Genomic DNA, 21,758 nt, shown 5'->3' with positions numbered 1-21,758 from the left:
GAGCTTTATTTTTTTAAATTGCAACTAAGCTTTGCTCAAGCATTGCTTTAATTTGCTTAACAATTTTAGCTTCTGTTTCTGGCTCAAATTGTTGAATACGTGGGGTGTGAATATGCCCTGTAGGGATGTCTGAATTAAGCTCATCACGCAGGCGAATACTACGGTACGAAATTTCATTGGATAAGTAGCCGCCGCCACCGCCTTTTACCGCAATCGCACCTTCTAATTCTTTAAGTGATTTTGGCTCAAATGCTTTTTCAAGTGTAACGACTTTGTGGTTGTCGTTAATTATGAATGGCCCTTTAGCTTGTTGCATTTGCTTAACTGGTAAGCTGAATAACACAAATTCGTTACCAGGTAGTGGGCGGTCATTAAGGCTTGAAACCTTTGGGGCAGTGGCCGTGCCACCATAGATTATATTGGCGTTATCTGGCGCTGTTACACTGCGACGCTTACCTGGGAAGCGTTCAAGATCAAAGTCTTCTCTGCCCATACTGATAGTGGCGATCATATCGACATTATTAAGTGCGTAATAAGGTGCAAATAATGATTCGATGATACCTTGATCAAAGTCTTCATAGCGTACTGGCACCATCACTGTATTAATCTCAGCGCTTATGCCTTTATAATTTATAACTTGGCCATCAAGTAACAGGGCTGCGACACCTGACGGGTTGCTTTGATTAATATTTTTATCCAATAAGAAAGGATCAAAACCTGTAATCAAAATACGTTTATCGGTTTTTTTACTGTAATCAAGCTCTGTTCGGCCTCGGCTGCCATTTTCAAGCCTTGTTAATAATGCGGTTTGTTCACTGTCTGTCATTGCAAACTTTGGTTTGCTGGTGCGAATAATCTTGCTTGAAAGTAAACGTGCCCAATAGAGTTCGCGGTCGTCGAAACTGTTAGTTTTAATAATGCGGGCTTTCGCATCTCGCCATAATTGCTTGGCGTAGTCATCGATAAGGTCACTCGCCTGCTGGTAACTTGTGGTAGCTTGCCACTGTTTTTCAAATTGGTTTACTTCATCAGCAAAAGCATTCAACACCTTTGGCATGGCTTTGCTGGCTTTTTCAATACGCAGTTCTTCAACGGTTAAATCGGCTGCAAATGCAGAAAATGACGAGGCGATTAAGCTGGTGGCAAGTAAAACTTTTTTCATGATAATCCTATTTAGTTACAGCACGTTTAGTAGGCTTGAGTTAACTATCCTATGGATAAAAGCCCAGCGCAAATAAAATCGCTCAATACAGAACTGGAATAAAAATTAATTAATGGAGATAGCGGTTTTGATCAAAATCACTTCTCAAAGGGAAGACTTTTGATGTGTGAAAAAGAGTAATTAATTATCGTTTTTCGGTAATTAATGTTTGTTTTTTAACTTTGATAGTGCCATAGTGTTTTTTTACTAGAAGGATCGTGAACATGAAATTTGGTTCTATTGCAGTGGTTTCGCTGATTGTGATGTTATTAACTGGTTGTACAACAATTAAAATTGAGGAGTCTCATTTTTTATACCCCGATAAAAAAATAACAATGCAGGAAATACAAAGTGTTGATGGTACTGCCATAACGCAAAAGGTAACTTTAACTACCGATGATGGCATCAGCCTTAAAGGTACCCTTATTAAAGTTGCAGATGCTCGCGCCACTGTAATTTACTTTGGTGGTAACCAGTTTCGCGTTAGTGTCGCTGGTGGAGAACCTGCCAAGCTAATTTTACCTTTTCAGGTAAATATTTTAATGATGGATCATCGTGGTTATGGGCTTAGTTCAGGAGTACCCAGCGTGGCTAATCTACAAGCTGATGCATTACAGGTGTTTGATTATGTAAAAGGCAGAGCTGACTTAAATCACTTGCCTGTTGTGATCCATGGCCATTCTTTAGGAAGTATGATCGCAGGTTATGTTGCCAGTCAGCGCAATGTTGATGCTCTGGTACTCGAAGGTAGTGTGACAAATGTTGAACAGATGACAGCAGCACGAATTCCGTGGTTTGCTAAACCGTTTGTTAGCCTTGAGTTTAGTGAAGAGATTAACCAAGTCGATAATTTAAAAGCGTTACAAGTTTACCAAGCACCGCTATTAATAATCACAGGTGAAAAAGACACACAAACTCCACCTGAGTTAGCGAGAGCTTTATATCAACACGCAAAATCTCAGCAAAAGCAGATTTACATCGCAAAGGGGAAGCATCATTCAGATGCGTTAACAGGTAAGCAATTAGCGACTCATTATGAGCAACTTTTAAAACAAATAACATTGAGTAAATCGTCATGAAAAAAATTGTTTGGATGAGTACGCTGATCCTAAGCTTGCTAGTTTTTACGCTCCTTAGTTTGTTAGTTACAAGCATTATTGTGCTTTTTAGTGACAATGATGTTTTAAGCTTTACTCAAAGTAATGGTGCGCATATGTGGATTGGTCTTGAAGTCAGCGGATCTTGGCAGGGAATAGCGCAAACATTGAGTGAGAGTGATTTTGATAGTGTTTTATGGCTTGGTCTTGTGCAATTGCTGCCATTTATTCTTATCAATATAATTTTGATTCGGTTATTTTTGCTCTACCGACGTGGGTCTTTCTTCGCTATTGAAAATATTCAATGTTTTAAATGGTTAGGTGGCGTATTATTGGCGCAATTTGCGCTAGTTGTGTGCTATCCACCACTACTTATTACTCTTCTAAACTTTGCAACAGATACTGATTTGGGAAGAGTCGTGGTTATACAAGATACTGATATTATAGGTTTAGTGATGGGTTTAATTATTTATGTTATTGGTTGGATCATGGGTCAAGCACAGCAGCTACAAGAAGAGCAAGAGTTAGTGATTTAATGGCGATTATTATTGATTTAGATGTTGTGTTAGCTAAGCGAAAAATGAAGTCTGCAGAATTAGCTGAAGCGATAGGTATTACGCCACAAAACTTATCAGTTCTGAGGGCTGGGCGAGCTAAAGCTGTACGCTTTACAACCTTAGATGCAATTTGTAAGCACTTAAGTTGTCAGCCAGGTGATATTCTGCGTTTTGAAGATGATTAGCGCAAAATAAGCTTTGTTTGTTTAGTTTGAGAGTCTTTTAATAACTTGCGGTATTTTGCTGGCGTGATGTGCATTATTGCTTTGAATTCTTTGATTAAATGAGGCTGATCGGTAAAGCCACAATCTAATGCAATATCTGCAAAACTCATTTCAGGGTTAACTTTAATTGCTTGTTTAGCAAGCTTTACCCGGTATATACGCTCAAAATACTTAGGGGTGACACCGCATTGCTCCTTTACTTGCCTTTCGAGCTGGCGTTGACTGAGTGGGGCAAGTTGATAAGCGGTTTCGAGTGGCGTTAACTCAATAAGGTAGCGGATTAAGTGTTTTGAGTGCCTGTTACTGTGGTTAATATTTTTATTATCAGTAAAGTGGCGGCTAATAAACGCAACAAACGCTTCTAAGCTGGCATTATCTTGTAGGCCTTCGGCAATTTCACACAGCGATTGCTCAGCAAGGAGTGGATGTGCGTTTCGCTTAAGTTCAGACAATACGGTTGGGTTAAAGCGAATTCCGCAAAACTGCGCGTCGTATGAAAATGTGACTTTGGATGCTTGAGTTGATGTTTCTTGTATTGCATAAGGGGCAGCAAGCGGCTTGTCATCCAGTAAAACCTCACCGGTAACAGGAAACACAAGCCCTGTTGCACCGTCGCAGGCAAGCCATTGTTCACCTTGAGAGTGCGCTGAGGCATACCAAATAGCTTGTATGCTATCGGCAAGATAGCCCTGTGGGGTCATTAATTCGAGCGTTAAATGGTTACTCATTAAACTTTACTGTCTCTGTCGATAGTGGAAGTATCTTCAATTGTATGCCGTTGTGTCAATTTTTAGTCCAAGTCTAAGTTGCTTTATGGGCTGTTATTCGCACCATTTTTTTAATCCTGCTATGCTACGCCCATTAGCAATCACTGAGTATTTGAGATGATTAACGATAACGATGTAATTGAAACATTAGATGAGTTAGAAACATTTTTACGCCTAGTTGAAAATGGCGGTTTAGGGCTTGAGAATGTAGCTGGTGTTGCGCTTGCAACAAATAATAGCGATGGTCGCCCATTTATTGCGGTACTTGATGACAGACATCAGCTACTACTGGGCCGTTACGTAAGCAATGATGTGTATGAAAATGGCAAAGATATGGTGCGTTATGGCACTAAAAAGCCGCATTAATCATTACTGAGGCACTAGTTAAAGTGGGGCGAAGATGCCCCATTTTTATTGGTATAGGGCAAGTTCTCTGTGAATACTTAACACCAGTTCGCTAGGAATACATAACTGGCTTGCCAATGTGTCTAAGTAGTGTTTAGAAATTGCTTGGTTTAAATCAATCGCACTGGCACTGGCTGCATATACTTCAATACCCATTTGTGCGTTTGGCACAGCGTCAACTAACTCGGATAGTTGCATTGGTTTTCTCAATTCATCGAACAGCATGGCCTTTTCTTGCACAGACAATTGCATTGTCTCAACTTGTGTGAAGATTTTTTGTCTTTCCGTTTCATCAATGTGGCAATCAGCATAGGCGGCTGCAATCATAGCGCGCATTAATAATAGTTGCCCATCACAATGATTATCGTCGATTGCATCACTAAATGACTGCTCAGGCAGTGTGGCTGGAGTAAAATCAAAACCACGCGAGCTCGTTTGCTGCACAGGAGCCGCTTTTTGTTCTGAATATTGTTTATAGGCTTTCCAGGCAAGCCCACCTACAGCAGCTAGCGCACCATATTTAACGGCTTTTTTACTGTTCTTTTTACTTTTTCCGCCCATTAAACTAGTTAGCCCGCCGCCAGCAACACCCCCTAAAAAACCACTCAGCGCACCTGATTTATTTAAATTACCCACTAACTTTTGTAAGTCTTTCATTGTTCTCTCCTTGCAGATATGTGCCCAGATTAGGCGATTTGAAATTAAAAGGAAACGAGATAAATGTTACAAAACACATCAGGTAACAATTATCTGTTTTAGGTGCTAACTTTCAGCTTGCTTAAAATACACTCAATACTATAAGTTAGGATTTCTGTTTGCTTATTAATAAGGAAAAACTCATGGCAGATAATTACACTCCACCCGAAGCAAGTCTTGAAATGGTATCTGAAAATAACTCAGGGCAGGGAAAGGTAGACAATTTACCCGAGGGTATTAAAGGCTTTAGTTGGGGCGCTTTTTTGCTAAGTTGGATTTGGGCAATTGGCAACAGCACATGGATTGGTTTATTAGCCTTAGTGCCTTATGTTGGTTTTATTGTGTCGATTTATTTGGGCTTTAAAGGCCGAGAAATGGCTTGGCAGAATAAACGTTGGGATAGTGTTGAGCATTTTCAACGAGTTCAAAAACAATGGTCATTTTGGGGCGTATTGATCATTGGTGGCATATTTTTATTGGGTATTCTATCGGCAATATTAATACCTGCCATTCAGGCTAATGCCTAAATTATAAACAAAGCGAATCGGTATAAGAGTCAGTATTTACTGGCTTTTTTTATATCTGAAATTCAAACAACAGATTTAACTCCACATATGGTAATTATGTTTTTCATTCTTTATTTTATGATAATCATAAAATAAAGTTTGACAATCATAAACCAGCTGCGTACTTTTTAGACTATGAAAATACGAATCAACCTAGATATAGAATTGGCAAAGAACAAAATGCAGCTGAAGGAGCTATCGCAGCGCATAGGTATTTCTATGACCAATTTATCATTACTTAAAAACGGAAAAGTGAAAGCGATCCGCTTTAGTACGCTAGAGGCTATTTGTGAAGAGCTCAATTGCCAACCGGGCGATATTTTGGTGTACGAACGTGATAGCGAATAACTTAACAACGCAACAGGATTTTGGAGGACATATGTTCAACCGTGACTATTTAATACCAGGCATTGCAGCGGGGTTACTTGCTGTCATATTTCCCTTGTACTGGATTTCAGTTTTTGGTGAAACACTTGATGGCTTAGGAGAAGCACTTAAGCTTGACCTACAAAGTTTAAGCTTTTCAGACCTTATTTTTGTATTCATAGGTGCACTTGAGATATATGTGTACTTGAGCTTACGCAAGGCTCTTAAAGATATGTTTGATGTAGAAGGCGTTCGCATCTTGTTATGTGTATTAGCGGTGCTGGTATTGGCTTTTCATGCTACCGTTCTTTGTGATGTTTACCTTGCTGTTGTCGGCGATAAAGCATCGAACGACGTGATTGATAGTATTTTGGTTATTGCCATGGTGGTATCGGCTGGGAGTTTAGGCTTGTATGCGTTAGTTGGTTTAATCACAGCGGCTTTATTACTGACAAAGCGCCATGGTATTTCGTCACTACTTACGGTGTTTTCTATTCTACTGCTACTAATATGTATCCTACAGTTAACGGTGATTTTTGCTTATTTGAATTTATTTTTATTCCCTGCAGCTTTATTAATTTTAATGGTTTTCTTTATCAAAAAACCTGAACAGATCGAAGTAGTTTAGTTCGGTTTGCACAGCAAGGAGTAGGGTATGAACTGGTTTAAAACGATTTTGTTAACGCTATTTTTTTCATCGGCTTGGGCTGCGACCTGTTTGTATGGTGGTGTCAGTGGTTGGTTTTTAAAGCCAATTGCTGAGACTGGTAACACTGAGCAATTTATTGCCAACAGCCAGGCGTTGATTTCTGAAAACCAAGCGAACATAGCTTATGTTTTGATTGAAAGTGGCGAAGTGATTTTTCAAGATTACTCGAAAAGCAAAGATGAAATAACCGCAAATACGTTGTTCCCTGTGGCATCACTTAGCAAGTTTATTACTGCTTATGGCGTGATGATTTTGGCAGAGCAGCAGAAAGTTGACCTAGCTAAAGCAATACATGAACAACTAACAGCTTGGCAATTACCTGATTCAGAGTTTGATAATCAAAAGGTCAGCCTTGCTCATCTGTTATCTCATACTGCTGGGCTTAGTGATGGTTTGGGGTTTGCTGATATTCCTCTAAGTGAAACGGTACCAAGTTTACTTGAGTCGCTTGATAACCCGTTTTCATCAACGGGTGTGCGAGAAATTAAAGCCACGAAACCACCGGGCGATTTTCAATACTCTGGTGGCGGCTATCTGATGCTAGAGCTACTGGTAGAAGAAAAGACGAATCAACGCTTTGCAACTTGGATGAATGATAACGTCTTTAAGCCAGTTAATATGAATGATGCCAGTTATGATGTACTCGCTGAGTTAGACAACATAGCACCTGCTTATGATAAAAGCGGGCAAGCTGCTGGGCATTTTCAATACGCATCGGCAGCGGCCACAGGTTTATTTGCAAGTAGCCATGACTTAATCGCTTTAGTGCAAGCATTAACATCACCTCAAACAGGGCAGTTAAGCCCGCAAATGATCTCCACCATGCGAGAGCCATTGGCTATTAGCTTAGGCGCACCAATTTGGGGGCTAGGTACCATGCTTTATGCGCCAACAGCATCGGGAGATTTTGTGTTTGGCCACGATGGTGCAAATGAGCCGGCAATAAATAGCACGCTTCGCATCAATCCCGATAACAATGATGCAATCATCGTACTTAGTAGCGGTGGTGAACATATTGCATCAAAACTTGGTTATGAATGGACGCTTTGGCAAACGGGTTCCCCTGACTTTTTAGCCTTTGATATTGCCCTGCAAAGCGCTTTTGTACCTTGCTTAATAGGCCTTGGTATCATCTTGATAGGTATGATTATTGTGCGTTTCAAAAAAGCGAAATAAGCAATTGATGTTAGGTTTAAATTATTTTTCTGATTTACCCGGGAATTAGTAGCATTGTCATTGTTCATTAACGTGAACAGCTATAGTATTTGCTTTAAATTGATTTATCAGGATAGGGCGCATGTTACGATTTTTTTCTATAGACCAAGATGTAATTACAGAAACCGAACCAGCTGCTGATACGCCTCTTGTCACTTCTATTAAAAATGCCCACTGGATTGATACCATAAATCCAACAGAAGAAGAACGACAAGCACTGGCAGGCACCCTCAATATTACCTTACCCGGTGCTGATGATGTTGAAGAAATCGAGGCGTCTTCCCGGTGTTTTATCGACCATGAAGGCTTGCATGTGCATGCGCTTTTTATGTCACCAAATGAAGGGCGCTTTAATACGGTGACAGTGGCTTGTTTGTTACAAGACAACTGTTTGCTGACAATCCGTGATGATGAATTAGCCGATTTCCGTTTATTACGACTTCGTGCTCGAAAAGGGCAAGTGGCGTGTGATAATCCCAAGCAACTTTTAGTAACTTTGTTTGACCAAAAAGTCGAAAACCACGCAGATATGCTTGAAGACATGCACCATCAATTAGAAAAACTCAGTGCTTATGTACTTGAAGAAGACGACTCAGATTTAGAAGAAGCCGTTAGCCGAATCTCTCGTCTTGAAGATAACAACGGCAAGGTGCGTTTATGTTTGATGGATACGCGTCGGAATATCTCGTTTTTACTGCGCTACTTAGGAGCACCAACAGAAGACCGCGAATCACTGCGTGAAATTGTGCTCGATATTGATACCCTTATGTCTCACTGTACCTTCTTGTTTGATAAAGTGAACTTTTTAATGGACTCGACTCAGGGTTTTATAAACATCGAACAAAACCAAATTATCAAAACCTTCTCAATTGCCTCTGTGGTGTTTCTACCGCCGACCGTCGTCGCCAGTATCTATGGGATGAATTTTAACAGCATGCCAGAACTGCAATGGGCATGGGGTTACCCGTTTGCAATTGGCATTATGTTGCTGTCTGGCTTTGCACCTTACTTGTTCTTTAAACATAAAGGTTGGTTGTAACAAAACATAAAAAAGCCCAGCAAATGCTGGGCAAGGGGTCTTCGGATAGACCTAGGGGGTTTAGCCTTTCAATTCGCCGGTAGACGATTCAATGTGCGCACGAACAAACCATTGGAATTGTTCTAAATCGGCCAGTTGGCCGGTGATCATATCTTCAGAAACTGGGTCTAGCTCACCAAGCTTTTCGATAGCTGCACGGTGGTCTTTATTGACGCCGTTGTACACTTTATCAAGTGAAGATAGATGGTCAGTCACTAAACCTTTACCAATTGAATAGTCTTCCCATGTACGGCGATCTACAATTGATTGTGGTGTGCCAACAGGTATGCCACCCATAGTTGCAATACGCTCTGCAATCGTATCAGTCATCTCTTGGACTGCGCTTACTTGCGGGTCGAGCATTTCGTGTACACCAATAAAATTAGGTCCAACAACATTCCAGTGAATGTGTTTTAAAGTGAGGTGTAAATCGATTAAAGCGACCATACGCTGGTCTAAAATAGCAATTGTGTCAGCTGCAGCTTGGTCTTTAACACCCGGTGCTGTAAATTCTGCGACTTTTGATGATGAATTACTCATTACTCCTCCGAGATTATCTATTAATTTCCTTTCGCTTTTAGTTTTAAAAGCACGTTTAGTTAGATAGAAGCAAACGTTATGCCTAAAAGAGATTTGTGGTTAAGTTGTTGAATTTATTTGGTTAGATTTTTTTTGTGTTTTGTTGCAGTAGCTATGGCTAAGGTGGAGTATGAAAACTCTGCACACCGAATGTAAAAAATTCAGTGTGCAGATATAAGTTTAAATTTAACGGCTTAAGAGAGTAATGCTGCTGCTAAGCGAACAAAGTCAGATGAGGTTAGAATTCCCACTAAGTTGTTATCTTTATCAACTACAGGCATGCAGCCGTGGCGATTTTCGACAAAGAACTTAGCGACGTCATGCAACGGTTGCTCTGGCGAGATACTGGTAAAATCGGTAGCCATGATATCAACTACTTTGGTTTGTTTTTCTTTTCGTTCAAGGGCGCTGGCGCTGTAATTAGCCATGATATTCATTACCTGAGCAATCATGATTTTTTGCGTTAACATGCCAACTAAACCACCGTGCTCATTGATCACTGGGATATGACGGACATTCTTCTCTTTCATTAGGTTATGAGCGTCATGCAGGGTATTTTGTGCACTAATAGCAAACGGGTCTGGCGTCATCAAATCACTAACTAGGTGTGTCATTGCTAAATCCTTTCAATTAATCAAGTTGTTGTAAGTCTAGTCCTTATCTAGTTAATTGCACTTTAGTGAGATCAAAGTTTTAGTGATTAACGGTGCAAGTACCAGCATTACTTTGCTGGCAATAGTGAAAGTCTAAATAATAGTGAGACTTAGCGGGTCGCTCACCTTTAGTTAGGTACTGATACATCAATTCAGCAGACAGACGGCCCATTTCAAATGGGTTTTGACCAATGTTAGCCGATGATAATCCTTGCTTTAATATGTCTAATTGCATTTGCTCTGTATCGGCAGAAACGATCACTACCTCTTGATTAGCAATGCGCTGTTTATGTTTAGCAATTACGTTTGCATAGTTAGGGTTAAATTGGGCAAAACCTGCTACAGCTAAAAATAGTGGTGGATTTTCGAGGTTAAGAAGTTTGTCGAGCTGGCCGAGGGATACCTCTCGCTTGCCTAAGCTATACAAAGGACATCGATCAAACTCACTCCAGCCATTTTCACCGCTTAAACGTTTATCTTTTTGCCCTGATAATGCATAGCGCACACCTTCAATACGCTTGTTTAAATTAGGTGTCGTTGAATGCCCTGACTGAATACACACTTGGTTGGTTGTTTTGTTAGTAAATTTTTTTAATTCGTTGCCTAACGCAACACCATAATCAAAATTATTAGTACCTACATAGGCTAAACGATATTGCTGATCTTCTTCGAGCAGATCAGAGTCAAAAGTAATTACAGGAATGTTGTTATCTTTAAGCTGTTTAAGAGCTCTTGCAACAAGATAATTAGAGTCTGTGGTTGCGATTAATAAACCACTAATATTGTTTCTACGAATGAGGTCGGTGATCACTAACACTTGGGTGCGAATATCTTGAAAGTCTTTAGGGCCGTCGTAAATACATTCAAAATCGAGATGTTGTTTTGCAAATTGCTCACACCCTTTAAAGGCTTGCTGATAAAAGCTATCGTTCTTGGTTTTACCCACAACAGCCACCACATATTTGGCCTGAATTGGCAGAGCAAAAAGCCAAAAACAGGCGCACAAAAACACCCAGTTTAATTTAAAATTTAATAATACTTTTAAAGACATAGCACTACATATTGCAATTTTATTATAAGCACGAACTAATTATAGTGGCCTAGCTAGAATTTACCAGAGAGCTATTGTATGAACTAACAAGCTTTAACATATAATTAAAAAGCCTTTATAAGGAAGTACTTATTTTTGCTATCTTTTATGATTCAAATGGAGTGGCTATGATTATTTATAAATACTGGCAGCAATTAACAAAACTTTGGCAAAAAGCGGCTTTTTTATGGGGGGCTTTTTTTATTTTATTTAATGTATATTGCTTTTTTTGGCGCCATTTAACTGCAGGAGGCCAATATCAGTTTATGGACTCACAGGTTTTTTGGTTCAAAGAGTGGGGGGCTTTATGTGCTTTAAATATTGCATTGGTGGCTTTTGTTGATTTAAAAGGCAGAGTCCGTAATAACTTATTTGTTTTTATTATCGCGTGCACAGTTGCTATTTGTTCATTGGTGATCTTACGTATTTTTATTGATTACTCTTTTTATGGTTATGCAATTGCAGCGTCATTTATCCAGCTTTTACCAAAGTACTTAATAGCGTGTTGCTTAGTTTTGGCGTTGTGGCGATTATGCAGCATGTCGTTTTTGCCACAAGCGAAGCAAGATAAGCCAGAGAAAGGTCCACCTAAGTATATTGAAATAAACCACAAAGGGGTTGTTAAGAGACTTTCTCCAGAATCAATATTATTTATTAAAGCTGCAGGCAACTATGTCGAAATACAAACATTATCTGAATGCTTTTTAAAAAGAGATACCATCAAAAACAGCCAAGCTCACTTGCCTTGCTATGAATTCAAGCAAGTGCATCGCAGCTACCTTGTAAACTTAGCCCACATTGAAGATTTTAATCTTCATAAAGCAAATGCAACTTTACAGATGAAACTAGGGTTTTGCATTCCTGTTAGCAAAACTTTTAAGCCTGCTCTAGCAAATGTATTAAGTGAGTCGAGTGCATTCGTCACAGAATGATGGCTTTCGTCACAATCTTATTTAAAACAAAAGCTTAATCTTTACTATTAAGTCATGAATATAGTTTTTAAGGATAAAGTTCATGACAAAAAAGACACAGAAAACACATAAGATTTTGCACTGGCTAAGTGCGATATTAATTCTGAGCGTACTTGTGTTGGGTTACTACATGACCTGGGTGACTGATTACAGCTTGTATCATTGGCATAAATCAATCGCGGTGATCATTGCTATCATCTGGTTATTAAGGATAGTTTATAGGCTCTATCAGCCGTTTCAATCTGCCATACAAACGAGCTTAACTAAGTGGCTTCATTTTTATCATTGGGGCTTGCTAATCTTGCTAGCTGTAATGTTACTGTCAGGTGCTTTTTATAGTGGTTTTGGCGGTTTTGGTATTGCTGTTTTTTCGTGGCAATTAATTGCTAGTAATTACAATGAAACGGGTCAGGCCGTTGCGTTTAATGCTTGGTTAAGCGATTTTGGCTGGCAAATTCATATTTTATCTGGCTATTTGTTATCAGCGGCCCTTTCAATCCATATTTTAGCGGCGCTTAAGCATCATTTCATAGATAAAGACGCGACCTTAAAGAGTATGCTTTAAGCGTTTATTTTAATTTGGTTTCGACCGTTATTTTTTGCCGCATTAACGTGTTTAGTTGTAGTCTTATTAATTAGCTCTCAGTCGGCTATGGCTAACAGTTTATGTGGTTACTGCCAATGGCTATGTACGTAATGCAGTAAAACTGCCAAGCAATGGCGATAACTTTACCAGTTACAGCAAAGTGGCTGAGCTGGTAGGGCGTACGTATGTTCATTCGCAGGTAAAAAACATCATTGTTGATGCTTACCAAACGCTCCAGAAATCCCATTCAGATAAACGATACAAATACGCTGAAACGGGCTTAGAAAATGGCAGTAAACTTAACTCGCACAAGACCCATCAAAATGGTTTGTCTATTGATTTTATGACATCTGTTGTTAACGAAAAGGGGCAATCCGTTCATTTGCCAACTCTCGTTTTCAATCGTTTTGGCTACGACATTGAATTTTATGAACAAGGCCAGTTTGAACAGTTTAAGGTTGATTACACCGCTTTAGCAGCTCATATTGTTGAGCTGCATACATCGGCAACAGCAAAAGGTTACGATCTTTGGCGGGTGACCTTTGACCCAACCCTGCAGGGCTTTATAAAACCAAGTATGCAGATGATTTAAAAAGCACATCCAGTTTTCGACTAGACCATCTTGGGTACGACATGATGAGCATTACCATGTTGATTTTTTAAGTGCCATGTGAAAAATAAGCCAAGCAAAGCTTGCCCAAATCAAAACAAACTAAACATCACTGAAGCGATTAATAGTATTGCCATTAGGTAGTTAAATGCTTTCAAGCGCTTTGGGCTGGCAAGCAAATGTTGAAGCTTTTCGCCAAGTAAAGTCCATGAGCTGACGCATGGCAGGTTAATTAAGCCAAATACAAGGCTTACTATTAACACTGAGGTGAGGTTTTTGTCTGGGGCATACAAACTAACCGCGCTTAACGCCATTGCCCACGCTTTTGGGTTCACCCATTGAAATAGTGCAGCCTGAATAAAAGTAAGTGGCTTACTTTCACTACTGGCTTTTTGTTGTGCATTACTTGTGGCAATTTTAAACGCCAGATAGAGTAAGTAAGCAATGCAAAATACTTTTAATATCAAATAGCTTGGTGGAAACAAATCAAATAGCTGCATGATGCCAAGGCCCACCAAAACCAGCATAAACATAAAGCCAAACGTCACGCCAAGTAAGTGTGGCATGGTTCTTTTAAAGCCAAAGTTAGCACCTGAGCTCATCAACATTAAGTTATTCGGTCCTGGGGTAATTGATGACACCAACGCAAATAATGCCAAGGCTGTTAAAATTTCAAAACTCATTACTATTTCTCCATTTAAATTATGATGCAATTATAAGTTGTAATATGCACAATTATTGCGCTTAATGTTGTTATTGATATTTGAAATTCACAATCAAGAATGAAAAAAGACAAAATTAACGATAGAATATTGCGCGAGCTTAAGCGCAATGGCCGAATTGCCAATGCAGAGCTGGCAGAAAAAGTGGGTTTATCGCCATCAGCATGCCTTCGTAGAGTGCAAGAATTAGAAAAGCTTGGGGTTATTGCGGGGTATCGAGTGGTTATTAATAATCAGGCTGTTGGCCTAGGATTTATCGCTTATGTTGGGGTTGGTTTAAATGAACACTCAACAATATCTCAGCGAGCATTCGAACAAGCTCTTGAGTTTATTGATGAAGTAAAAGAGTGCCACAATGTAACTGGCTCGTTTGAATATTTGCTGAGAATTGAAACAACAGATCTTAAGTCCTATAAAGCGTTTCATGCTGATGTACTTGGCTCTATCCCACAAGTAAGAACCATTACAACTCATGTCGTGATGGAATCACCCAAGGATGAACGCGCTTAATATAGAGTTTGTACCTTTTTTGTTATTAATTTATTGCGAGCTACCAGGCCTTAGTCTAGAATCTTCGCGTTAAAATAATAATATATAAGGAAATTAAGTGAAAACGTTAAAGCCTCTTTTGGCGTTTATAGCTTTAGGTTTATTAGCTGGCTGTCAATCTACAACCGAAACAGGTGTATCGATGGCCCGCTTTGAGAGCCCCGAGATCAACAGTGACCCCTTTCATTTTCGTGCAACCGTTGGTACTGATACAAGCAAGATTATTGCTAAAGATACCAGTGAGAGCACATCAACGAGTACCGCGTTAACTACTTCGATGAGTATGACCTTAGGTTATTCGACGGAGCTTAGCCTAGGTGCAGGTATTGGCGGCGATCATGATTATGAAAAATACGCTATTAAGCATCAGTTTTATGGCAGCCCTTTAGAGTCTGCCGCCGAGAAAAACCTCTCTATGGCGGTTAGCCTTGGCTATATTCGCAGTAAAGATTCGGGGTATGGTCCACTATTAGCGGGTAATTACGATGACGATACCTATGATTGGGATTTGTCGCACGATACTTATGATATTGCACTTATTTCAGGTTACCGTTTAAGCTCAAAAGCCTTGTTATATGGCAGTGTCTTTTATCAAAAAGGCTCTATCGATGTTGATTATACGCAGATGTATTATCTTGCCAGCGAAGAAGGGGCTATGTTAACTCGAGCATGTGGTGATACGCCAGAGCAATGCCTTGATTTTAGCGCTGATTACGACGGCCACAATGCCGGTGTCAGCATTGCTCTTGAGTATGCATTCACACATTGGTTCGCCATTACAGGTGAGGCGGTCTATAAATCGATGAATTGGTTTGATCGTAGTGAAAGTGAGACTGCAGCAAATGTAAACTTTGAATTTAGGTTCTAGGTTCGGCTGTTCGAGAAAAAGGCATTAGCAAGCGCTAGTGCCTTTTTTGTAGTTATAAAAACACATAAGCTGCTGGAAGCAGCATACCGCAGATGACTAATACTGAGCGGCTGCCCCATGGGCTATTTTTACCTTTGATCATAAACAAGCCGCTGATCGCTAAAAACAGCAGCAGCCCAGCAAAAATATCAGAAAAAATAACCCACGAAGCGTTTGTCTCGTTTAAGTGTAAGCGGTTAAATGCTTGAATCACATGGCGAGGCTCAATGGCTTCATAGCTTATGATATCTTTATTGAGTTTCAGGCTGAGGTTGTTACCGTTTTTTAAAAACACTTTAAATTCTTGCGGCGACGCCCAATAAGAAGCCTTTACCGGCTCGCTTACATCAGCATGGGAAATAATTTGTTCAATCAGCAACTCGTCATTATCTAATTGCCAAGTTTCATCGCTCACATTGATTTGCTGGTGGCTTACTTGGTAGTTTGGGTTCCAATCATCTTTGTGGTTTACTGCAATGCCAGAAACCGCAAAGATAATCACTAAACCAACACAAAAATAACCAATATCGCGGTGTAAGTTTCTGTTTAACTTAAACCAGTTGATACTTGATTTGTTACTCAATGATTTCAACTCCGCTCGGAACGAGCTGATAAATAGCAATGGCTTCAGTCACTGAATTTGCATTAAAGCTTTCGCCGGCTTGCTGCGCTTTGTGAGCAAGTAGCGCTTTAGTGCGGCCTAGACTAAGCTGAATTTTATCGAGCTTACCGGTTACGATAGCTTTACTACCTTTAGCCGTCATCGGGAATACCATGTCGCCATCTTCAACTTTGATACGTAAGTTTTCAAAGCGTTTGTCTGATGCAAGCGTCATCCAGCAACCACGTTTTTCGCAAACCCCTGTGATAGTCCCTTCTACAGTAATTGGACTTGCTAGGTAATCGTCTGGCGTGGCCATAACCGTCGAAATTTTAATGAGTTTGTCACTGTCGACTTTACTGCCAAACTGCAAGCTAAAGGCGTGTTGGCTAAAGCTTAAAAGCGCCAATGAGAATGCAATAAATGTTTTTGATTTTAGTAACATAGTTGTTTCTTAGAAATACATTAAGTCTTAGTTTAAGCGGTTTACTTGTATGATAAAAGCATCATGAGATTATAAATTATTCGCAATTATATCAAGCGTAGATCAATTGTTTTTAATGCTGCGGGGTACTATCAGGTATAAGAAGCTTTATGACAATTTCGTGAATATTGTGATAATGTAACTTTTTATCGTTTCATTGCTTTATAATGCCTTTTTTATTTGTATGATAAAGCTGGTTTTTAGCTTGGAGTTAACATGGTTTCACGTCGAGAGTTTTTAGTAGGGGCGGGCACAATAGCCTTTTTAGGATTATCAAAAAGTGCCATAGGTAAGGTGTCGTTAGGAGATTTAAAAACAACGGCTGTCGGCTTTGGCCCGTTAATTCCTGATCCAGATAAATTGCTCGATTTACCAGAGGGCTTTAGTTATCAAGTCGTTTCAAGCCTCGGTGAGAAAATGTCTGATGGATTTACGGTACCTGATAAAGCTGATGGTATGGGCTGCCTAGCACTTGGTAATGACCGCGTCGCATTAGTGCGAAACCATGAGTTAAAACCAAAAGATTTAGCGAAAGCCGAAGCAAGTATTGCCAACCATAAAACGCCCCTGGCTTTTGATACCAACAGTGACGGTGTGGCGTTACCGGGTGGTACAAGTCATATAGTTTATAACTTAAAAACCCATCAAAAAGAGCAAGAATATCTGTCATTGGTCGGCACAATTCGTAACTGCTCTGGTGGTATCACGCCATGGGGTTCGTGGCTTACCTGTGAAGAAACCACTGATACTAAAGCTGATGGGTTTAACCAAGACCATGGTTATATTTTTGAAGTACCCGCAAATAGCAAAGGCTTAATCAAACCTGAGCCATTAAAAGCCATGGGTCGATTTAACCATGAAGCGGCTGCTGTTGATCCGCGCACAGGTATTGTTTATCTAACCGAAGACAAAGGTGATAGCGTCTTTTATCGATTTATTCCAAATGAATATGGCAAGCTACACAAAGGCGGGCAATTACAGGCTATGATGGTGAAAGGTAAGCCACAATTTGATAGCCGTAACTGGAATAACAAAGCCATGGTGTTACATCAAGAACTAGAGGTTGAGTGGGTCAATCTAGATAACCCAGAAAGCCCGAAGGATGACTTACGCCTACGCGGTTACAAACAAGGTGCGGCATTATTTGCCCGTGGTGAAGGTATTCACTGGGGTGATAAAGAGCTTTATTTTTGCTGTACCAATGGCGGTAAAAAGCAACTTGGTCAGGTTATGAAATATCAGCCATCAGAGTTTGAAGGCACGGCAAAAGAAGCAGAGCAACCAGGTAAAATCTCGTTGTTTGTAGAAAGTACCAGCAAAACCTTCTACAACTTTGGCGATAACCTTACTGTGTCACCTAATGGTCATTTAATTGTGTGTGAAGACCAATATACTGATGTGGTTGATAATCATCTTCGTGGTGTTACACCGCAAGGCCAAGTTTATAATTTTGCCCGTTTAGTTGCGCAAACCGAGCTGGCAGGTGCCTGTTTCTCACCAGATGGTAGCACTTTGTTTGTGAATGTTTACTCACCTTCAAAGACACTCGCTATAACAGGCCCATGGCATCAGTTTAGTGTTTAGTTAAAGCCTATTTTGAAAAGCTACTGCAAAGTGGCTTTTTTATGACTCTAATTTATCATTAATGAATAATAGAAAACCCTATATGAGTAAGTGCTCATCAGCACAGCCAAAATTAGCGACTTTAAGTATTGAGAGCTTTATTTTTAGCGGCTTTATTGGCACTGACTTTATGTGCGTGTTTAGCAATCCATTTAGTCATTTTTTTCATTAAAGCGGGTGGAAAGTCATGGCCCATACCGGGCACAACTCTTAATTTGCTGCGCTTTATTAACAGTGCGGTGTTGATACCAGCAGACAATGGCATGACAGGATCAGCACTGCCGTGGATCACTAACGTCGGGGCTTTAATCTTCTTTAAAAGTTGCTCGCGATAGGGTGTTGCGGCAATGGCTGCAAGCTGACGTTTAAAACCCGTTTGATTAGTGTGGGCACGCGCTATATAACGCTCGGCGTTGGCGTATAAAGCGTGTTCATCTTGTGGGTAGGCTGGGCTGCCAATGAGTTGGTTTAGCCTAACATTGTAATCAATCGCGGCTTCCTTATTACTGCTTCGGGGGCGTATTTTTGCGAGCTTTACTAGTAGGTTTATGTTTGAACCCGAAAACGATAAGGGCGAACTACTCGACATAATAGAGGTTAAGCTCAGCACGCGCTTTTTATATTTTGCTGCGAAAATTTGGGCAATCATACCACCCATAGAAGCACCCACTAAATGTGCTTTTTTGATATTAAGAGCATCCATCAACTCTTTTACGTCGCGAGCCATATCATCGAGCGAATAGGGCAGCTTTGCACGAATGGGTAATCGGCGGCTAAGCCAGTGCTTTACAAGACTTGGCTTACCTAACTCATCTAACGATGTGGATAGCCCTGCATCGCGATTATCAAAACGAATAACCCGAAAGCCTTTTTCGACCAAGCCAAAGTAAAGCGACTCTGGCCAAACGGTAAATTGAGCACCTAAGCCAATAATTAAGATGATCACCGGCGCATTTTTATCGCCTTCATCTTGATAACTAATACTGATACCGCTGGCTGTAAGGGTATGTTCCATAAACTGACAAATAAGCTTACGCAGGTATCATCAGCATAGTAGGTGAAGTTGGCAGTTTAGTGACAGTAGGAAAAATAGACAGCATCTAACTACGTGCTGCCTATTTTCAGGGAGTTTAGAAGTAAGCGGTAACGCCAATCCAGAAGTTACGGCCTTTATCTTTAACGTTGTAGTCGTCTGTGAATGTTACTTCGCTAACTACACCACGACCTGTTAGGTACTCATATTCACCATCGCCATTTAGGTCGGTATAGCTCGTGCTATAAGAGGTGAAATCTTCGTCTAATAGGTTGTTCACACGGGCATTGATTTGCACATACTCATTTACATAGAACTGCGCCCCTAAATTAAGTAGGTTGTAGTTTTTGTAGTACAGTGCTTTGTCGTGCACGTTATCCCAACCGCGATAACGGTCTGAACGATATACACCTTGTAGGTATAGGTTCATAAAGTCAGTCGCTTCCCAGTTTAGGGTAAGGTTTGCCATGTGCTCAGCTGAGTTAGTTAATGGTTGACCTTCTTCAGGACCGCTCTTTTGTTCGCTATCAGTCCACGTGTAGTTACCGTTAACAGACACTGTTTTAGTGATAGTGTATTGACCTGCAATTTCAACACCTTGCAAGTCTACTTCGTCGATATTGATCTTTTGGCTGTAGCTATCGTAGCCAAGCTGATCGTACTGACCTAAGTTCACACATGGGCGCACATCATTAGTTTGCTCACAGCTTAAAATAGTATCGCCGCGGGCAATTTTGTCTTCAAACTTGGTGTTGTAGTAAGTCACATTAATGTTGTGATCACCATCAAGCGAAGTCCAGTAAAGTGCAACTTCTGAGTTCACACTTGTTTCAGGTTCTAAATCTGGGTTACCCGCAAATGGGCTTGTGCCTTGACCACCAAATCCGGTGATACCGTCGTAAAGGTCAGTTGTTTGAGGTGTTTTATAACCCGTACTGACACCCCCTTTTATCGTCCAAGTGTCTGATATGTTGTATACACCATAAACGCGTGGTGATACTTGGCTGCCAAATACATCATGGTCATCGTAACGAGCGCCTAATGTAAAGGTAAAGTTGTCAGTTGCCATCCAGTTATCTTCGGCAAATAGCGAGTACATGTTTTGCTCTTGCACTTGACCTGCTTGGTCACTTTCAAGGCCAAATACACCGTCTTTTAACTCACCATCGATAAGCTGGCCACCAATTGCAAGGTTATGGCTACCAAAGCTGCCAGTGATAGGAATATCAAAGCGTAAATCATACGTATATTGGCTGCTTTCTAGCGGGCGAGTAGGGCGTGGTAAGAAAGTTTCTTCAGCTAAGTCTTTACGTGCTTGCTCGTCCATTCCCTCGTATTCGCCAGTACCATCGTACATAGCTTGCAGCTCTAATCGTTTCGCTTACACTTAGCGGTAAAGTACGGCCATTGTTTTGCGTATCAACATATGAAACAGAGGCCTTCACCGTTGCCCAGTTAAGCTCTCCATCGTAACTTAGTGACCACCATTCACGATCAAACTCTTGGTCTGCAGCATAGCCTGCGCGCGGGTTTACTTGGCCACGACGATCTTGCCAAATAGATTCAATGTTATCTTTAGTACCAAGTGGGTAAGTAATGGTGCCTGATTCAATGTTGTAGCTTGGTGTGTTGTCGTACACTTGACTTGAGTTATCATAATCAAAGCGTAAATGATGAGAATCAAACGGGGTATAAGTTAGGGTAATACCATACTGCTCATTAGTGTTATCAACAGTACGCCCACCACTACCAAAACCTAAAGAGCGAACATGAACAACGCCATTAGGGTCGGTAGCTGGTTCAAATGTCGGTGATGATGCCTGTTGCTCGTAAACACTACCGCGTACGCCTAAGCTTAATACGTCTTTGATCAGCGGCCCCATCACACTAAAGTCAGTGGTAATGTCATCACCAAAATCATCGTTTTGTTGTAATGAGCGGCTAAATGAAACAGCACCGCTCCAGCTATCAGTATGCTTTTTAGTGATGATATTAATTACACCGCCAAGCGCATCAGCACCATAAAGGGTTGATGCAGGGCCGCGGATAACTTCGACACGCTCAATGGCATCGACAGGCGGTACGTGGTTAAACGCGTTGCCTCCAAAATTGTTTGGGTAAATATCGCCATGATTATTTTGGCGTTTACCATCAATAAGTAACAGGGTGTACTCGCCTGTTAAACCACGCATACTCACACTGCCTTGGCCTGTTTTATCACGGGTTGTGCCAATGTCGATACCTTCTAAATACTGCACTGCATCAAGCACTGAGGTGAAGGCGTGAGACTTAATATCTTCATTAGTGATAATTGAAATACTTGCAGGTGCTTCAGTAACTTTTTGCTCAAAGCCAGTTGCTGTAATAACTAAGCGTTCCATATCTTGTTTAGGCTTAGCGTCGTCAGCTGAGGCTGAAAAATGTGTTGCTATGGCAAGGGCCAGTAAACTTGGTTTTATTGATTTCATT

The 21,758-nt window shown here is 40.6% G+C and carries 24 protein-coding genes and 2 pseudogenes; 15 read left to right on the top strand and 11 right to left on the bottom strand.

The features are described from left to right. Nucleotides 1–13: 13 nt before the first annotated feature. The gene (locus HYD28_14360; protein ID QLE10043.1) at nt 14–1,162 is read right to left on the bottom strand and encodes a hypothetical protein; all 1,149 of its coding nucleotides are present in this window, start codon (nt 1,160–1,162) and stop codon (nt 14–16) included. 263 nt (nt 1,163–1,425) lie between these two features. Here HYD28_14360 and HYD28_14355 point away from each other — a divergent pair, with 263 nt between their 5' ends. The 3 genes from HYD28_14355 to HYD28_14345 are packed head-to-tail and all read left to right on the top strand — an operon-like array spanning nt 1,426 to nt 3,040. Then, nucleotides 1,426–2,280, top strand: a complete 855-nt coding sequence (locus HYD28_14355) for an alpha/beta fold hydrolase (GenBank protein ID QLE10042.1) — start codon at nt 1,426–1,428, stop codon at nt 2,278–2,280. After that, nucleotides 2,277–2,834, top strand: a complete 558-nt coding sequence (locus tag HYD28_14350) for a DUF2975 domain-containing protein (protein ID QLE10041.1) — start codon at nt 2,277–2,279, stop codon at nt 2,832–2,834. Before HYD28_14355 ends, HYD28_14350 begins: the two co-directional genes overlap by 4 nt. Further along, nucleotides 2,834–3,040 carry a helix-turn-helix transcriptional regulator gene (locus HYD28_14345; protein QLE10040.1) on the top strand — a complete coding sequence of 69 codons (207 nt, stop codon included), beginning with the start codon at nt 2,834–2,836 and terminating at the stop codon, nt 3,038–3,040. Before HYD28_14350 ends, HYD28_14345 begins: the two co-directional genes overlap by 1 nt. On the opposite strand, the gene HYD28_14340 is transcribed toward HYD28_14345, so the two are convergent. Then, nucleotides 3,037–3,807 carry an AraC family transcriptional regulator gene (locus HYD28_14340; GenBank protein ID QLE10039.1) on the bottom strand — a complete coding sequence of 257 codons (771 nt, stop codon included), beginning with the start codon at nt 3,805–3,807 and terminating at the stop codon, nt 3,037–3,039. The genes HYD28_14345 and HYD28_14340 overlap by 4 nt on opposite strands. Before the next feature lie 156 nt (nt 3,808–3,963). Between HYD28_14340 and HYD28_14335 the strand changes: the two genes are divergently transcribed. Continuing rightward, nucleotides 3,964–4,212, top strand: a complete 249-nt coding sequence (locus HYD28_14335) for a hypothetical protein (protein QLE10038.1) — start codon at nt 3,964–3,966, stop codon at nt 4,210–4,212. Between the two features lie 45 nt (nt 4,213–4,257). Here HYD28_14335 and HYD28_14330 read toward each other — a convergent pair whose 3' ends face one another. Further along, the gene (locus HYD28_14330) at nt 4,258–4,908 is read right to left on the bottom strand and encodes a tellurite resistance TerB family protein (protein QLE10037.1); all 651 of its coding nucleotides are present in this window, start codon (nt 4,906–4,908) and stop codon (nt 4,258–4,260) included. Nucleotides 4,909–5,090: 182 nt separating this feature from the next. Between HYD28_14330 and HYD28_14325 the strand changes: the two genes are divergently transcribed. The 5 genes from HYD28_14325 (at nt 5,091) to corA (ending at nt 8,842) form a co-directional block, all read left to right on the top strand. After that, nucleotides 5,091–5,474 carry a hypothetical protein gene (locus HYD28_14325; protein ID QLE10036.1) on the top strand — a complete coding sequence of 128 codons (384 nt, stop codon included), beginning with the start codon at nt 5,091–5,093 and terminating at the stop codon, nt 5,472–5,474. Nucleotides 5,475–5,648: 174 nt separating this feature from the next. Then, a complete protein-coding gene (locus HYD28_14320; GenBank protein ID QLE10035.1) occupies nt 5,649–5,861 on the top strand; it encodes a helix-turn-helix transcriptional regulator in 213 nt (70 codons plus the stop codon). 31 nt (nt 5,862–5,892) lie between these two features. Then, nucleotides 5,893–6,507: a hypothetical protein gene (locus HYD28_14315; protein QLE10034.1), complete on the top strand. Its 615-nt coding sequence runs from the start codon at nt 5,893–5,895 to the stop codon at nt 6,505–6,507. Between the two features lie 27 nt (nt 6,508–6,534). Beyond that, complete coding sequence (locus HYD28_14310; protein QLE10033.1) at nt 6,535–7,764, top strand: beta-lactamase family protein; 1,230 nt, start codon at nt 6,535–6,537, stop codon at nt 7,762–7,764. A gap of 121 nt (nt 7,765–7,885) precedes the next feature. Continuing rightward, nucleotides 7,886–8,842: a magnesium/cobalt transporter CorA gene (corA, locus tag HYD28_14305; protein ID QLE10032.1), complete on the top strand. Its 957-nt coding sequence runs from the start codon at nt 7,886–7,888 to the stop codon at nt 8,840–8,842. Nucleotides 8,843–8,902: 60 nt separating this feature from the next. On the opposite strand, the gene dps is transcribed toward corA, so the two are convergent. From dps to HYD28_14290, 3 genes are all read right to left on the bottom strand, one after another. Then, nucleotides 8,903–9,421 carry a DNA starvation/stationary phase protection protein Dps gene (dps, locus tag HYD28_14300; protein ID QLE10031.1) on the bottom strand — a complete coding sequence of 173 codons (519 nt, stop codon included), beginning with the start codon at nt 9,419–9,421 and terminating at the stop codon, nt 8,903–8,905. Between the two features lie 233 nt (nt 9,422–9,654). After that, nucleotides 9,655–10,074 carry a CBS domain-containing protein gene (locus HYD28_14295; GenBank protein ID QLE10030.1) on the bottom strand — a complete coding sequence of 140 codons (420 nt, stop codon included), beginning with the start codon at nt 10,072–10,074 and terminating at the stop codon, nt 9,655–9,657. Nucleotides 10,075–10,153: 79 nt separating this feature from the next. After that, nucleotides 10,154–11,164 (bottom strand): substrate-binding domain-containing protein, encoded by a 1,011-nt coding sequence (locus HYD28_14290; GenBank protein QLE10029.1) that lies wholly within the window; start codon nt 11,162–11,164, stop codon nt 10,154–10,156. 167 nt (nt 11,165–11,331) lie between these two features. Here HYD28_14290 and HYD28_14285 point away from each other — a divergent pair, with 167 nt between their 5' ends. The 3 genes and pseudogenes from HYD28_14285 (at nt 11,332) to HYD28_14275 (ending at nt 13,434) form a co-directional block, all read left to right on the top strand. Further along, nucleotides 11,332–12,135 (top strand): LytTR family transcriptional regulator, encoded by an 804-nt coding sequence (locus tag HYD28_14285; GenBank protein ID QLE10028.1) that lies wholly within the window; start codon nt 11,332–11,334, stop codon nt 12,133–12,135. A gap of 82 nt (nt 12,136–12,217) precedes the next feature. Further along, complete coding sequence (locus tag HYD28_14280) at nt 12,218–12,739, top strand: cytochrome b/b6 domain-containing protein (protein QLE10027.1); 522 nt, start codon at nt 12,218–12,220, stop codon at nt 12,737–12,739. 103 nt (nt 12,740–12,842) lie between these two features. Then, nucleotides 12,843–13,434: pseudogene (locus HYD28_14275) on the top strand (penicillin-insensitive murein endopeptidase). Nucleotides 13,435–13,462: 28 nt separating this feature from the next. Here the strand turns inward: HYD28_14275 and HYD28_14270 are convergent. Then, nucleotides 13,463–14,053 (bottom strand): LysE family translocator, encoded by a 591-nt coding sequence (locus tag HYD28_14270; protein QLE10026.1) that lies wholly within the window; start codon nt 14,051–14,053, stop codon nt 13,463–13,465. 99 nt (nt 14,054–14,152) lie between these two features. On the opposite strand from HYD28_14270, the gene HYD28_14265 reads away from it, so the two are divergent. Together HYD28_14265 and HYD28_14260 are read left to right on the top strand one after the other, a co-directional pair. Next, a complete protein-coding gene (locus HYD28_14265; protein QLE10025.1) occupies nt 14,153–14,602 on the top strand; it encodes an Lrp/AsnC family transcriptional regulator in 450 nt (149 codons plus the stop codon). 97 nt (nt 14,603–14,699) lie between these two features. Further along, nucleotides 14,700–15,509 carry a hypothetical protein gene (locus HYD28_14260; protein QLE10024.1) on the top strand — a complete coding sequence of 270 codons (810 nt, stop codon included), beginning with the start codon at nt 14,700–14,702 and terminating at the stop codon, nt 15,507–15,509. A gap of 52 nt (nt 15,510–15,561) precedes the next feature. Here HYD28_14260 and HYD28_14255 read toward each other — a convergent pair whose 3' ends face one another. Continuing rightward, the gene (locus tag HYD28_14255) at nt 15,562–16,131 is read right to left on the bottom strand and encodes a PepSY-associated TM helix domain-containing protein (protein ID QLE10023.1); all 570 of its coding nucleotides are present in this window, start codon (nt 16,129–16,131) and stop codon (nt 15,562–15,564) included. After that, nucleotides 16,124–16,594 carry a DUF4920 domain-containing protein gene (locus tag HYD28_14250; GenBank protein ID QLE10022.1) on the bottom strand — a complete coding sequence of 157 codons (471 nt, stop codon included), beginning with the start codon at nt 16,592–16,594 and terminating at the stop codon, nt 16,124–16,126. The genes HYD28_14255 and HYD28_14250 overlap by 8 nt, the downstream gene beginning before the upstream one ends. A gap of 255 nt (nt 16,595–16,849) precedes the next feature. On the opposite strand from HYD28_14250, the gene HYD28_14245 reads away from it, so the two are divergent. Beyond that, entirely contained in the window at nt 16,850–18,217 is a 1,368-nt protein-coding gene (locus tag HYD28_14245) for a DUF839 domain-containing protein (GenBank protein QLE10021.1), read from the top strand. Nucleotides 18,218–18,338: 121 nt separating this feature from the next. On the opposite strand, the gene HYD28_14240 is transcribed toward HYD28_14245, so the two are convergent. Then, the gene (locus HYD28_14240; protein QLE10020.1) at nt 18,339–19,271 is read right to left on the bottom strand and encodes an alpha/beta hydrolase; all 933 of its coding nucleotides are present in this window, start codon (nt 19,269–19,271) and stop codon (nt 18,339–18,341) included. 115 nt (nt 19,272–19,386) lie between these two features. Further along, nucleotides 19,387–21,757, bottom strand: a pseudogene (locus tag HYD28_14235) (TonB-dependent receptor). Between the last annotated feature and the right edge of the window lies 1 nt (nt 21,758).

The sequence above is a fragment of the Pseudoalteromonas shioyasakiensis genome (genome assembly GCA_013391845.1).
GTDB classification, from domain to species: Bacteria; Pseudomonadota; Gammaproteobacteria; order Enterobacterales; family Alteromonadaceae; genus Pseudoalteromonas; species Pseudoalteromonas apostichopi.
This window is presented reverse-complemented; position numbering and strand designations above follow the sequence as displayed.

Bases quoted from the DNA above. Each gene is read 5' to 3' on its own strand.
- HYD28_14280 (QLE10027.1), top strand. From the start codon at position 12,218: ATGACAAAAAAGACACAGAAAACACATAAGATTTTGCACTGGCTAAGT.
- HYD28_14350 (QLE10041.1), top strand. From the start codon at position 2,277: ATGAAAAAAATTGTTTGGATGAGTACGCTGATCCTAAGCTTGCTAGTT.
- HYD28_14320 (QLE10035.1), top strand. From the start codon at position 5,649: ATGAAAATACGAATCAACCTAGATATAGAATTGGCAAAGAACAAAATG.
- HYD28_14310 (QLE10033.1), top strand. From the start codon at position 6,535: ATGAACTGGTTTAAAACGATTTTGTTAACGCTATTTTTTTCATCGGCT.
- HYD28_14340 (QLE10039.1), bottom strand. From the start codon at position 3,807: ATGAGTAACCATTTAACGCTCGAATTAATGACCCCACAGGGCTATCTT.
- HYD28_14360 (QLE10043.1), bottom strand. From the start codon at position 1,162: ATGAAAAAAGTTTTACTTGCCACCAGCTTAATCGCCTCGTCATTTTCT.
- HYD28_14325 (QLE10036.1), top strand. From the start codon at position 5,091: ATGGCAGATAATTACACTCCACCCGAAGCAAGTCTTGAAATGGTATCT.
- HYD28_14355 (QLE10042.1), top strand. From the start codon at position 1,426: ATGAAATTTGGTTCTATTGCAGTGGTTTCGCTGATTGTGATGTTATTA.
- HYD28_14335 (QLE10038.1), top strand. From the start codon at position 3,964: ATGATTAACGATAACGATGTAATTGAAACATTAGATGAGTTAGAAACA.
- HYD28_14345 (QLE10040.1), top strand. From the start codon at position 2,834: ATGGCGATTATTATTGATTTAGATGTTGTGTTAGCTAAGCGAAAAATG.
- HYD28_14330 (QLE10037.1), bottom strand. From the start codon at position 4,908: ATGAAAGACTTACAAAAGTTAGTGGGTAATTTAAATAAATCAGGTGCG.
- HYD28_14285 (QLE10028.1), top strand. From the start codon at position 11,332: ATGATTATTTATAAATACTGGCAGCAATTAACAAAACTTTGGCAAAAA.
- HYD28_14245 (QLE10021.1), top strand. From the start codon at position 16,850: ATGGTTTCACGTCGAGAGTTTTTAGTAGGGGCGGGCACAATAGCCTTT.
- HYD28_14240 (QLE10020.1), bottom strand. From the start codon at position 19,271: ATGGAACATACCCTTACAGCCAGCGGTATCAGTATTAGTTATCAAGAT.
- corA (QLE10032.1), top strand. From the start codon at position 7,886: ATGTTACGATTTTTTTCTATAGACCAAGATGTAATTACAGAAACCGAA.
- HYD28_14290 (QLE10029.1), bottom strand. From the start codon at position 11,164: ATGTCTTTAAAAGTATTATTAAATTTTAAATTAAACTGGGTGTTTTTG.
- HYD28_14315 (QLE10034.1), top strand. From the start codon at position 5,893: ATGTTCAACCGTGACTATTTAATACCAGGCATTGCAGCGGGGTTACTT.
- HYD28_14295 (QLE10030.1), bottom strand. From the start codon at position 10,074: ATGACACACCTAGTTAGTGATTTGATGACGCCAGACCCGTTTGCTATT.
- HYD28_14270 (QLE10026.1), bottom strand. From the start codon at position 14,053: ATGAGTTTTGAAATTTTAACAGCCTTGGCATTATTTGCGTTGGTGTCA.
- dps (QLE10031.1), bottom strand. From the start codon at position 9,421: ATGAGTAATTCATCATCAAAAGTCGCAGAATTTACAGCACCGGGTGTT.
- HYD28_14250 (QLE10022.1), bottom strand. From the start codon at position 16,594: ATGTTACTAAAATCAAAAACATTTATTGCATTCTCATTGGCGCTTTTA.
- HYD28_14265 (QLE10025.1), top strand. From the start codon at position 14,153: ATGAAAAAAGACAAAATTAACGATAGAATATTGCGCGAGCTTAAGCGC.